We start from the raw sequence: 12,333 nt of genomic DNA on the forward strand, positions 1-12,333 counted from the left end.
ACAACCGAGATCACCGCTCTTGCTTTCCGGCCAGGACTATGGCAGTGTCGCGAGCAAAGAGAGCACTGCTCTCGTTAGGTTTGCGAGAGAGGACGCGACATGGCTACGCGATACGACGAACCGAACCGGGCCGCGCGGGCCGCCAACGCGGTGATCCGCTGGCTCGCCGAGATGGGTGTCAGCATCGCCGGCACTCGTGCGCTGCGGGTCCGCGGGCGCAAGAGCGGTAAGCCGCGCGCGGTGGTCATCAATCTGCTGACCGTCGACGGAGTGGACTACCTGGTCTCCCCCCGCGGCAACACCCAATGGGCGCGCAACGTGCGCGCCGCGGGCGTCGTCGAGACGGGCCCCCGGTGGCGCAGGCGGCGCGCCCGGGTCAGCGAGGTGGCCGACGCGGCCAAGCCGGAACTGCTGCGACGCTATCTGGACCGCTGGTATTGGCAGGTCAAGGAGTACGTCGCCGGGCTGACCCCGGACAGCACTGAAGAGCAGTTCCGCGCTGCCGCGCCCACCATCCCGGTGTTCGCTCTGGCCGAGGCGGACGCGATCCGCTGACTGACCTACCGGACGCCCCGCGCCACCCCGAGATCCTCACGGACTTCCTCGGACGTCGCCCGCCACGACACCGCAGCCGGAAAGTCGCCCCAGACGCTGTTGAAGATCCCCACGAGCAGCCCGGGGCCGGCGCTCGACGGCAGGTACACCGGGCCGCCGGAGTCGCCGTTGTGGCTCTGCACGCCGTGCGACATGGTGAACCAGCCGTTGTTCACGCTCTCCACCGTCCCGCACGTTTCACCGGTGCTCACGCCGAAATGGCAGATCGCTTGCCCGGGTGCCAGCGCGGCCGCCGGATTCGAGATCAGTTGCCGCCCGCCGGGCAGGACGTTGTTCGCCATGACGCCGTTGTCCAGCACGATCGCCTCATAGTCGGTGATCAACTGGTCGGTGGCCACCGTCGTCCCGCTGGGAGTGTTGTCCCGGAAGGCGGCCAGGCGCCCGATGACCGCTCCACCCCGGTCGGTGACCACCCCCTCGCCGCCCCGGCAGTGCCCCGCGGTGAAGGCGATCTTCAGGCCGGGGTCGACGTAACCCAGCGTGCAAACGCGGTTGCCCTGATGGATCTCCATGCCCGGATAAACCATGACGGGATCGGCTTCGGCCGGCGCAGGCGGCAGCGCTTGTGCGAGCGCGGCGACGGCGATCGACGCGGTGATCGCGCGCAGTGCCAGGCGACGCACCATGAACTCCGATCCGTCCGGGCCAAATCTCGACCGATCTGAGATTACGGCGTGACTTTCCGTTACGCAGAAGTCTTCGCGCCGTCCGCCATCGGCGTTACGGCGAGGTCGCCACCGGAACGGCCGCCTCGATCCGGTCCGCGGTGCGCGGCGCCCAACCGGGCGGCCCGAAAACGTAGCCCAACCGATCGCGGAGCCGAGTCGCCGAACGCCAGTCACGGGCGATCGCGACGTATTCGCGGGACTGCAGCTTCCAGATGTTGAATGTGTCGACCCGCTTGGTGAGCCCGTAGTGCGGCCGGAACAGCTCGGCCTGGAAGCTGCCGAACAGCCGATCCCAGATGATGAGGATGCCGCCGTAATTCTTGTCGAGGTAGATCTGGTCCATCCCGTGGTGCACGCGATGGTGCGACGGGGTGTTGAAGACGAACTCGAACGGCCGGGGCAGCTTGCCGATCCGCTCGGTGTGCACCCAGAACTGATAGATGAGGCTGATCGAGAAGCTGAAAAACACCATCCACGGGGGGATCCCCAGCAGCGGCAGCGGAACCCACATCAAGATCTCGCCGCTGTTGTTCCACTTCTGCCGCAGGGCAGTGGCGAAGTTGAAGTATTCGCTGGAGTGATGCGCCTGGTGCGTCGCCCAGATCAATCGGACCCGGTGCGCGATCCGGTGATAGGCGTAATACAGCAGGTCGACGCCCACGAGCGCGATCACCCACGTGTACCATCGGCCGACCGAGAGATGCCAGGGCGCCACATACGTGTACAGGGCGGCATAGCCCAGCAACGCCAGCGTCTTCCAAGCGGCGGTGGTGCCCACCGAGACGAGCCCCATCGAGATGCTCGCCAGCGAGTCGCGGGTGAGGTACGCGCCGGCGGCCGGCCGGGCGTCGGCGACGATGCTTTCCAGCTTGCGGGCCGCCGCCCATTCCAGGGTCAACAGCAACAAAAAGAAGGGAATGGCGAGCAGCACCGGGTCCCGCATCTGCGGGGGCAGCGCGGACACGACATCTGAAAGCGCACTCACAGGCATAAGACTACGACGACTGACCGGGAGACCGGGTCGCCTTGGTCCGGCATGCGGCCCACACTGTGGGGACGGATCGACCGACGTGAGGTGTCGAGCAGTGAGCGCGGTGGTGGTGATCGGTTCGGGGTTCGCCGGACTGTGGGCGGCACTCGGGGCCGCCCGCCGGCTCGACGAACTCGCCATCCCGGCGGGCACGGTCGACATCACCGTGTTGTCCGCGCAACCCTTCCACGACATCCGGGTGCGCAACTACGAGGCGGACCTGGCCCCCTGCCGCATCCCGCTGGCCGACCTGCTGGACCCGGCCGGGGTGGCACACGTCGCCGCCGAGGTGACCGGCATCGACACAGCCGCCCGCACCGTCACCGCCTCGGGCGGTGTTACGTACGCCTACGACCGGCTGGTGCTGGCGTCGGGCAGCCGCGTGGTCAAACCCGCCCTACCGGGCCTGCGGGAGTTCGCCTTCGACGTCGACACCTACGACGGAGCGCTGGCGCTGCGCGACCACCTCCGCGGGCTGGCCGACGGTGCGCCGACGGCCGCGGCCGGCACGGTCGTCGTGGTCGGGGCGGGGCTGACCGGGATCGAAGTGGCCTGTGAACTGCCGAACAGATTGCGGCGGCTGTTCGCCGCGAGTGGCGTCGACCCCCGGGTGGTGTTGCTGGATCGCGGCCGCATCGGCTCCGACATGGGCGCCTCGGCGCGCCCGGTGATCGCAGAGGCCCTGTCGGCCAACGGCGTGCAAACCCGGGCCGGGGTGGGCGTCGCCGCGATCGACGAGGCCGGTGTGTCACTCACTTCGGGCGAGCGCCTGGCGGCGGCCACCGTGGTGTGGTGTGCCGGCATGCGGGCCAGCCCGCTGACCGAGCAACTGCCCGCGACCCGCGACGCCCTGGGGCGCGTGCCCGTCGACGATTGTCTGCGCGTCGTCGGGGTGCCCGGGGTCTTCGCCGCGGGCGACGTCGCGGCCGCTCGCATGGACGACGACCACCTCTCGGTGATGTCGTGCCAACACGGCCGACCCATGGGCCGCTACGCCGGATACAATGTCATCAGCGACCTGTTCGGACAGCCCCTGCTGCCCCTCCGAATCCCTTGGTATGTCACGGTTCTCGATCTCGGGCCGGCGGGCGCGGTCTATACCGAAGGGTGGGATCGGGTGGTCGTATCCAGCGGCGCGCGGGCCAAGGACGCCAAGCGGACGATCAACACGAGGCGGATCTACCCGCCGCTGACCGGCAACCGTGCCGACCTGCTGGCGGCGGCCGCGCCGGAGCTGCAGTCGCGTCCCTAGCGGTCTGGCTGGACTTCGTCGCCGGCGTACCACTGCACCGCGCGGACTCCCGGCTGCAGGGAGAGCTCGGCCACCAGGCGCTCCAGCCGGGCCGGGGCGTCCCCGTCCATGAGGAGGTGAGCGGTCAACGTGGCCTCGTCGTCGCCGGCGTGCGCGGTGTGGATTCCGCGCAGCGTGATGTCGTTGCCGCTCGCGTGCTGCACGATCTGGGCGCGCGCGTACTTCTCGTGCTTCGGGCGGGCGACCACCTGCACCAGGTAGGGCCGCAGACCTTCGTCTTCGTCGCCGGTGTTGTCGCGGTCGATCAGGCGGCCCAGCGGGCGCCCCAACACGTGAATGCCGATGACGGTCCCCGTGCCGATCAACGCGAAGACCAGATGCCCGGAAGCTGCCAGGACGCCGATGGCCGCCGAGCACCACAGGGTCGCGGCGGTGTTGAGGCCGCGGACGTTGACTCCCTCGCGCAGGATCACGCCACCGCCGAGGAACCCGATGCCGGACACCACATACGACGCGACCCTGGTGGGGCTGCTGTCGGTGGTGGCCGCGGCGTACAGCACGAACAACGTCGCGCCGCCGGCCACCAGCGCGTTGGTGCGCAGGCCGGCCCGGCGCGCCCGCCATTGCCGCTCCAGACCGATCAGGGCGCCGCAGCCCACTCCGACCGCGAGCCGGAGCGCGAAGTCGGCGACGCTCAGCGTGTCCATCGGCACTCCTTCCCCTCATCACCCTGTGGGCGCAGCCGCAGCTAATCAGGCCGAGGTAAACAGCGGGTGGACCCTAACCGAACCGGATGCGATGCGGCAACGCGCGCGAAACCTTCGGTGCGCCTTGGCGTTGCGCCGCGGTCACGACGGGCGCCGCGTTATCGTGCGATGAGCTTCTGAGGGCAATAGTATTTCGCGGCGATCGCCAGGAACGACGTCGCGTGATCGGCGGTGAGTCCGGGGTTCTGGGCCTGCAATTCGCTGACCATCTGGGGTCCGAACTCGCCGCTGTTCATCGACTCGCACACGGCCCTGGCGAACTGGACGGCCGCGTCGGGCGTCTTATAGGTGATGCCCGCGCTTCGCAGCGAGGCGAGGAAGCTCGCCTGGTCGACGGCACCGGTATCCGGATCCGCGTAGGCCGGCGCGGCGAGCCCGATCACCGTCCAGACGCCGATCAACGCCACCAGCAGCCTCATAGCCGAGGATTGTCCCACGACGGCCGGCCGAGCGCAGCGCGGAATCGCGCCCGAATCGCCTATCATTCAGCTCAACTCGGCCGGCGCGGCTCAGGCTTTGCTGAGATGGTGCGGGCAGTAGTACTTCGCGGAAATCATCGCGAAGTTGGAAGCCATCTCCATGTCCATCCCCGGGTTGTGCGTCTTCACGTCGTGCACTAGCTCCAGGCCCGACTCGCCGTTGTTCAGACACGAGCACACGGCCCGGCCCGCCCCGACGGCAGCGTCCGGGCTGGCGAAGGTGAAGCCGGCTTGATGCAGGGCGGAGAGGAACGCGCCGTCGTCACCGTCAGGCTCCGGCGGCGGACCCGCGTATGCCGGTGCGGCCAGGCCGATTGCGAGGGAGGCGCCCACTAGCGCCAGTAGTCGTTTCATTACCTACCTTCTTTCATCGCGGCGGCAAGAGGACCGGAGAGGTGGCACGCCAAACCGTTTGACGGACCACACCTAGATATCGAATGACCTTGCCCCTCAACCCAACTGGGCGTCGGCGGGCAGGACCTTGGACTTGTCTCCCTTCTTCAGGTGCACCGCGTGGATGCCGGGCTTCTTCGCCAGCTGCTCGAGCAGGGCGTCGAGTCCCTCCTGGTCGACATTGTGGTGCTGGACGGTTTCGGGTTTTTCCGATATCTGCGCGACCAGACGTTTCAGTTGTTCCGGCGATTGCTTGTCTTTGAGGTCCTTGATCGGCTTCATCCGGTTGCGCACGCTGGCGCCCACCACGGTCGGTCCGCCCGCGCCCAGCGCGCTGCCCAGCATTCCCGCCATCCCGATCGAACTGAACAGGCTGCCCTCGCCCAGGGCGGCCGCGGGTACGGCGTCAGGTCCGGCGGCCGACAATGCGGCGGCAACCGTCCTGATGGCCGGTGTGGCCGACGCCCAGCTGGGCGGAACGGTCAACTGCCCCACCAAAGTGCCACGCGCGAAGCCCGCCGCCGGGCTGATCGCGTCGTACAGCGTCCCCCGGCCGAAGCCCAGCACCCCGAGGCCGGCCCCCAGCGCATCCTTCGGCAACGCCCCATACGCGATAGGTGGGGCGAATTTGAGCCACTGCGACAGGGGGAAGTTGATCAGCAGCCCGACGTCGTTGAATTGCGTGGTCAACCCCAGCGGCACCTTGACCGCGTTGTACATGGCGGTGATCAGCGGGGTGCCGCCCGGCGTGGTGCCGAAGCCCTTCAAGAAGGTCGTGAGGGCGGTGTTGTATTGGGTGGCGAGCTGCGAGAGCCATGCCAGGATCGGATTGCCCGGGCCCGCGGTGAGCGAGGTCGCCGCCGCGTTGATGGTCGACCCCACGCTGCCGGCCGACGTGCCCGCGGCTTGGCTCATCGCGGCCGCTTGCATCGTGTTGCCCGTGCCGGTGGTGGTCTGCGGCGGCTCGGCGAACGGCGTCAATCGAGTGGCCGCCTCCGACGAACTGGCGTAGGTGTCCATGGCCACGGCGTCTTGGGCCCACATTTCGCCGTATTGGGTCTCGGTGGCGGCGATCGCCGCCGTGTTCTGCCCGAAGAGGTTGGTCTCCATCAGCTGTGCCAAGAGGGCGCGGTTTTCCGCGATCACCGGTGGCGGCACGTGGGCGGCGAACGCCGTCTCGTAGGCCGCGGCCGCCGCGGACGCTTGGCTCGCGGCTTCCTGGGCCTGGGCGGCGGTCTGCTGCATCCAGGCGACGTAGGGGTACGCCGCGGAAGCCATGGCGATCGATGACGGACCCACCCACGGCCCGGTTGTCAGGCTGGAGATCACCCCCGAATAGGCGGTGGCGGTGGACTGCAGTTCGGTGGCCAGGTTCTCCCAGGCCGTCGCCGCGGCCACCAGTGAACCCACTCCCGGCCCGGTGTACATCCGGCCCGAGTTGAACTCGGGCGGAAAGGCTCCGTAAAACATTGCTGTCCCCTTACTCAGGCGCTTGGGTCGACGTTGCTGGGCTGCTGTGGGTGGTGGTCATCGCATCACTCCTCGATGTAAGGGATGACGATGATAGTGGCCGCGGCGGGGTCGGCCTCGGCGACCGCGCCGCCCAGTGAGCCGGCCGCCGCGGCGGTGCCACCGACGGAGTGGGTCGCGCTGGCGGCGATCGCACGTCCCGCCAAGCTGGACAGGGCCATTTGACTGAAGACGCCCTCTTCGCCGGCCAGAGCGGCGGGTGCGGCGGCCAGATTGGTCGGCAGCACCTGGGCGATCGTTCGAATCGCCGGAGCCGCTTGCGTCCAGCCCTGTGGCACCGACATGCTCCCGATCACGCGCGCCTCCCCCATGGATCCGGACACCGGCCCCACGGCCGAGCTGAGCATCGGCTTCACCGCACTCGAGCCACTGGTCAGCGGGGCGAGAGCGCCAGAGATCGCTTTGGGGCCGGACAGGTACGCAGCGGCGCTCTGGCCGTTCTGACCCCACGCATACGCCTGACCGAACGACAGGAACGGACCGCCCGGGACGCTGGTCCACGACTGGGGGGAATACGGGCCCGTCAGCACCGACCAGATGTTGTTCCAGTAGTCGAGGTTCTGCCCGATTCCGGTGGTGAGGCCGGTCCCGGTTGTTCCGGCGTTCGGCGCCGCGTTGCCGGCATTCACCGCGGTCTGCATCGTCGTGCTCAGCTGGGACAGCTGCGTGGCGGTGTTGGCGCCCGACTGCGCGCTCGACTGGGTGACGGCGGCCGCCTGCGTCGGCCCGGCCGACTCGTTGGTGGTCTGGGGCGGCTCGGCGAAGGGTGTCAGCTGCGATGCGGTCGCCGACGACGCCGCGTAGCCGTACATCGCGGCGGCGTCCTGCGCCCACATCTCCATGTACTGCGCTTCGGTGGCGGCGATCGCTGGGGTGTTCTGCCCCAGGATATTCGTCGCGATCAGGGCCGCCAGCAGGGCGCGATTGGCCGCGATCACCGGCGGCGGCACCGTGGCCGCGAAGGCCGCCTCGTAGGCGCCCGCGGCCAGTTTGGCCTGGGCGCCCGCCACTTCCGCCTGGGCGCCAGTCGCGTAGATCCACGCGACGTAGGGCGCCGCGGCGGCGGCCATCGCGATCGACGACGGGCCCGTCCAGGGCCCGGTCGCCAGCTCCTCGACCGTCGCGTTGTACGACGTGCCCGCAGCCTGCAGCTCCGCGGCGAGCTCGTCCCAGGCCGCCGCAGCGGCCAGCAGCGGACCCGAGCCCGCACCCATATACATCCGCCCCGAGTTGACCTCCGGCGGAAGTGCTCCGAAATCCAGCATCTACTACCTCCGGTCCCGCAAGTGGCCGCCATGGTAGGCGCGGCTTTGCTGCCTCGGCCGCATCCGCGCCGCGGTTCTAAGGAAACACATGCAATCGACTACAGAAGCCACGGGTTTATTTCGCATATCGCACACAACAGGCCATTCTCTCCCTTGGCTGATATCCCCCGGCGCGATCGGCACCCGCCTAAATCCATGGCGCTCGATCAATATGGAATCATCGTGAGCGAAAAGTATTCGGTCAGCGTTCCCATCGCGCTAACGGAATGTAAACAGTGAATGTCACTGCGCCGTTGACTCCTGTGAGAACTTTGTGCAACCGACTATGCAATACCGTGGCATTTGACCAGGTGATCTGCGTTACAGAGATAACAGAGCGACGGTTCACGACGGATTAGTAAACCGTAATATCTGAGCATGGATTAATTCCCGGAATCCGCGTATCAGGGATTTCGATGAAAAACTTTAATTAATGCGAGAGAGTGTAAGCGATGAACCTCCTCGACGCATATCGAAGAACACAACAATGTCCGCGAAATACCACAAATAAGCGGGCCTACCCGCTCGCCCCGCCGTTCGCGCGCCGGCTCGAAGTGGTTACCTCGGTCGCAGACGCAATTAAGCCCAACTCGAACCGACGGCGCTGTCGGTACTGGCCATGTTGCTGCCGGCGCTTTGCACCTTCTGCCCGTGGGCGTTGGCCTGCTCGTAGATCACCTGGAAGTTGCGCCCCAACCGGGTGATGAACTCCTGGCAGGCCACCGAACCCGCGCCGCCCCAGAAGTCACCCGCAGCAAGCACATCGCGAACGATGGCCTGATGCTCCGCCTCCAAAGACGCGGCCTGGGCGCGAATCGTGGCGCCGTGGGCGTCGACATCGCCGAACTGATAGTTAATTGCCATCCCGTACCCCTACTGTTCACCCTCACGAAGGGTAAATCGAGTAAACTGCGCCGCCGCTGATTAGCTGCTGGCAGTTTCCTGGGAAGCCGTTTCCCCTGCTCATCGCCAATGCGCGGCTGGCCTGACCGCCCGGATCCGACGGCAGCGAGGTTGCCGAGGGACGACATTTCTCGCCGACGCTCCGTTAGGGAGACCCGCCGGCAGCCCAGCTCCTTGGTTTGCCCGCCCTATGTCAGCCCAGTGGCCGCGGACACCGGATTCCCGCCGCCGTGGCCGCCGGATGCCCAAGGAGTTTTTCGCCCAATGCGGCGCGCAGATGCCAAATCACTTGTGCCAACGACCATTCCGGCGGACGGCTCATACGTGCGGCTCGGGCAATCCCGCGCGGCAGCACCGGGACCGAACTACGTCGACTTGTTCTCGGCGACCGCCGCACTCAGGCCTTCTGCGAGATCCTCTTCGGTCAGCTCTTTGAACCGCAGCAGTTGACGCTCGCTGAACTCGGTGACGTCGCTGGCCAGCACAGCGTCGAGGTCCTCGTCATCCAGGCGGAAACTGCGGTGATCGCGGGCCTTCTCCACCACGTTGCGCACGAAGCCGGCATTTCCGAGGGTGTCGATTCCGCGGATCAGGTCGCCGTCTTCGGAGTAGCTCTCGTCGAGATAAAACCTGGTGTAGGAAGGCAATAGCGAGTGGGCGGCTTCCTCGGTGATGACGTCCTCGTTCTCCTGGCCCATCAACCGGGTCAACGCGACCAGCTCGTCCGGGGTATAGCTGAAGAACTCGATCACGGTCGAAAACCGCCGGCGCAAACCCTGGTTCACGTCGAGCATCTTCTCCATCGCCTTCGCGTAACCCGCACCGAAGACGACGAGTTCGTCGCGATGGTTCTCCATGTACAGCAGCAAGGTGTTGATGATCGCGTTGCCGTAGGGGTCGCCCTGCTGGTAGCCCTTCTCGTGCAGCGTGTGCATCTCGTCGAAGAAGACCGCCCCGCCGAGAGCTTCCTCGAGCATCTCCTCGGTGTTTTTCTCCGCGTCGGCCATGTAGCGGCCCAACAGCTTGGTCCGGCTGGTTTCCACGACCACCGGCTTGCGCAGCACGGTCAAGCCGCACAGCTGCTTGGCGAAGGCCCGCGCCACCGACGTCTTACCGGTCCCGGGCGGACCCAACAACAGGGTGTGGCGCGACGTAACCGGCACGGGCAGACCCATTTTGGCGCGCGCCAGGTTCACCTTCGTCGTCGACTTGATGAGCTTGATCTCCCGCTTGGCGCGTTCCATGCCCAGCATCGCGTTGAGCTCCGCGTCACCCTCGGCCAGGTACTTCGCGGCCTCCTCCGCGTGACGAGCGGCCTCCGTCTCGGCGCGGGTCGGGGCGCTGTCCGGGTCCCACGGATTCGTCCGCGCCTCAATGGTTTCCGGGTCCGTCAAGACCAGTCGATAGTTCGGATTGTCCAGCGCTTCCCGGGCCGGGCCGAACTTCGGATCGCGCGAATACACCCGGCGCAGCAGTTCGACGGCCTCATCCTCGCGGCCCAGATGGCGCAGGCACATGCCCTGGGTGTACAGGGCGATGTTGGCCGCGCCGGGCACCCGGTCGCCCTCCACGGCGTCCTTGCCGCGTCGCAGTGCCTCCTCGAAGACGCCGAGCGATGCCAGCGCCGTCGTCGCCATCGCTGCGCCGGCGGCCTTCAGCTCCGGCTGACGCCAGACCTTGCCTTCGGGGAACTGGTTGAGCACATCCGGCCACCGTCCAGTGCGGAAATACAACACGCCCCGCGCGTAGTCGACCAGTTCCTGCTCGAAGGGCTGTCGCGGTTCGACCCCGTCGAGCAGTTCCGACGCCTCCTCGTAGCGTTTGGCCTCCGCCAGAACGACCGCGTAGGCACACGCCAATGACTCGGCGCTGGTGACGGCCAGCTGCAAGAACAGCCCGTCGGACACCTGCGGACGGAACTCCAGGTCGGTGACGCCGAGCCTTCGGGTCTCCCATCCGAGTGTCCGGATGGACGCCCATGCGCCGGCAAGCACCTCGATGCTGCGCTCGCCCGCCAGCAGTCGCGCCAGCCATGCGTCGCACATGCCGGGGTCCAGGTTGCTCGCCGTGGCGAACATCTGCGCCGCAACCTGGGGGTTGTGACTGGGTTGCAGCCCGTTGACCGATATCCCCGATGCCAGCAGGCCGGCGACCATTGCGTTGCGGGCGCCCTCAGCGGTCGATTGCGGCCGCGTCATTGCGCCACAGGCACGCCCGCCGGGCTCTCTCGCAACTGACCGACGGACAGCGTGAGCTCGTCGTCGTCACGCACGGCACGGCTCGGCACGACCAGCGACGCGTGGGTCGCGGGGGCGGGCAAGCTCGCGCGGACCGCGGCCAACTGCCGTCCGGTGAGGCGGTTGAGGCCGGCGGAGATGTCCCGGGGCAGCCGCTTCTCGGTGTGGTAGCGCACCCACGCCGACACCTGCGGCCGGCCCGCGGGGGCGGTGAGCCGGACGGTCAGCACCGTGGCGACCGTGTCCGCCTGCCACAACTCGTCGATCGTGTCGGTGGTGATGTCGGCGGGCGTCACCCAGAAGCTGGTGGTGAATCCGTTGAAGTGCTTCAGGTGGCGCCAGCCGGGCCGGCTCCAGGTGGGCTCCAGATCCGCGAGCACCGCGCGGTCCACCTCGCTGATCTCCTCGGCGGTCAAAGGCTTTGCGGCGCAGGTGAGTCCGTCGAGATCCTGGGCCAGCCGCTCGGTGGCGGCCACCAAAGTGGAAGCCAGCGAATCGCGGACCGCGACCGCGGCGATGTTGCGCTGCGGGTTCATCCGCAACACCAGCCAGGTGCGGCGAACGTAGGAGGTGGGCTCGCCGTTGGCCACCTCCCACTCCTCGGGGCCCCAGTCGTCGAGCTTCGACAACTCCGCGGCGTTGCCGCCGCGGCGCACCTTGACCGACACGATGTCGATGTTATCGAGGTGAATGTCGAACTGCCGCAAGCCATCAGCCACCGCCTGCACCAGCAGGGTGGGCGACGAGTTCCGGTGCCGGTGGCGCGACGACGGGTCGTCGTCGCCGCCGTTCACCGCGATGACCGAGACCAGCTGGCCCTCGTACTCGCGCACGCCGACCTTGTCGCGCCCGAACCTGCGCTGGTAGTCGAGCACCGGCGTGCAGCCGGCGCCGAGCGCGGTGCCCGGATCGGCGGACCAATCCCACAGCCACGTGGCCAACGCCGAGGTCACTGTGACGCCGTGGTAGGTGACCAGGGAGAACAACGCGACCAGCACCGCGAGGCCGACACCCACCCAGAACGCGATGCGATAGGTGCCCTGCCAGGACTCCGGGCAGTGGCTGCCCACCACCAAGATGGCGATGTCCACCAGGAACACCGCGGTGACCCGTGGCCACGACAACGACAACCCAAGTTTGCGCTGAGCTTTCATG

General features: G+C 67.6%; 12 protein-coding genes. 2 read left to right on the plus strand and 10 right to left on the minus strand.

All coding sequences use genetic code 11. The features are described 5' to 3' along the window. The first annotated feature begins 99 nt into the window (after positions 1–99). Positions 100–555 carry a nitroreductase/quinone reductase family protein gene (locus tag BRW65_RS10465; RefSeq protein WP_073874243.1) on the plus strand — a complete coding sequence of 152 codons (456 nt, stop codon included), beginning with the start codon at positions 100–102 and terminating at the stop codon, positions 553–555. 5 nt (positions 556–560) lie between these two features. Here the strand turns inward: BRW65_RS10465 and BRW65_RS10470 are convergent, their stop codons facing one another. Then, on the minus strand, positions 561–1,241 hold the full coding sequence (locus BRW65_RS10470) for a hypothetical protein (RefSeq protein ID WP_073874246.1): 681 nt from the start codon (positions 1,239–1,241) through the stop codon (positions 561–563). Positions 1,242–1,335: 94 nt separating this feature from the next. Continuing rightward, positions 1,336–2,274 carry a sterol desaturase family protein gene (locus BRW65_RS10475; RefSeq protein WP_432206413.1) on the minus strand — a complete coding sequence of 313 codons (939 nt, stop codon included), beginning with the start codon at positions 2,272–2,274 and terminating at the stop codon, positions 1,336–1,338. 94 nt (positions 2,275–2,368) lie between these two features. Between BRW65_RS10475 and BRW65_RS10480 the strand changes: the two genes are divergently transcribed. Further along, positions 2,369–3,565: an NAD(P)/FAD-dependent oxidoreductase gene (locus BRW65_RS10480; RefSeq protein ID WP_073874251.1), complete on the plus strand. Its 1,197-nt coding sequence runs from the start codon at positions 2,369–2,371 to the stop codon at positions 3,563–3,565. Here the strand turns inward: BRW65_RS10480 and BRW65_RS10485 are convergent. From BRW65_RS10485 to eccE, 8 genes are all read right to left on the minus strand, one after another. After that, positions 3,562–4,272 carry an MgtC/SapB family protein gene (locus BRW65_RS10485; protein WP_073874362.1) on the minus strand — a complete coding sequence of 237 codons (711 nt, stop codon included), beginning with the start codon at positions 4,270–4,272 and terminating at the stop codon, positions 3,562–3,564. The two genes, BRW65_RS10480 and BRW65_RS10485, sit on opposite strands and share 4 nt — an antisense overlap. Positions 4,273–4,430: 158 nt before the next feature. Beyond that, the gene (locus BRW65_RS10490) at positions 4,431–4,751 is read right to left on the minus strand and encodes a DUF732 domain-containing protein (protein WP_073874253.1); all 321 of its coding nucleotides are present in this window, start codon (positions 4,749–4,751) and stop codon (positions 4,431–4,433) included. A gap of 90 nt (positions 4,752–4,841) precedes the next feature. Next, the gene (locus BRW65_RS10495) at positions 4,842–5,165 is read right to left on the minus strand and encodes a DUF732 domain-containing protein (RefSeq protein ID WP_073874255.1); all 324 of its coding nucleotides are present in this window, start codon (positions 5,163–5,165) and stop codon (positions 4,842–4,844) included. 96 nt (positions 5,166–5,261) lie between these two features. After that, the gene (locus BRW65_RS10500) at positions 5,262–6,674 is read right to left on the minus strand and encodes a PPE family protein (protein ID WP_073874257.1); all 1,413 of its coding nucleotides are present in this window, start codon (positions 6,672–6,674) and stop codon (positions 5,262–5,264) included. Positions 6,675–6,739: 65 nt separating this feature from the next. Then, positions 6,740–7,999: a PPE family protein gene (locus BRW65_RS10505; RefSeq protein ID WP_073874259.1), complete on the minus strand. Its 1,260-nt coding sequence runs from the start codon at positions 7,997–7,999 to the stop codon at positions 6,740–6,742. Between the two features lie 618 nt (positions 8,000–8,617). Further along, positions 8,618–8,902 (minus strand): WXG100 family type VII secretion target, encoded by a 285-nt coding sequence (locus tag BRW65_RS10510; protein ID WP_073874261.1) that lies wholly within the window; start codon positions 8,900–8,902, stop codon positions 8,618–8,620. Positions 8,903–9,306: 404 nt separating this feature from the next. Then, positions 9,307–11,139: a type VII secretion AAA-ATPase EccA gene (gene eccA / locus BRW65_RS10515; RefSeq protein ID WP_073874263.1), complete on the minus strand. Its 1,833-nt coding sequence runs from the start codon at positions 11,137–11,139 to the stop codon at positions 9,307–9,309. Then, a complete protein-coding gene (gene eccE / locus BRW65_RS10520) occupies positions 11,136–12,332 on the minus strand; it encodes a type VII secretion protein EccE (protein WP_073874265.1) in 1,197 nt (398 codons plus the stop codon). Before eccE ends, eccA begins: the two co-directional genes overlap by 4 nt. Between the last annotated feature and the right edge of the window lies 1 nt (position 12,333).

Source organism: Mycobacterium paraffinicum (genome assembly GCF_001907675.1).
GTDB classification, from domain to species: Bacteria; Actinomycetota; Actinomycetes; order Mycobacteriales; family Mycobacteriaceae; genus Mycobacterium; species Mycobacterium paraffinicum_A.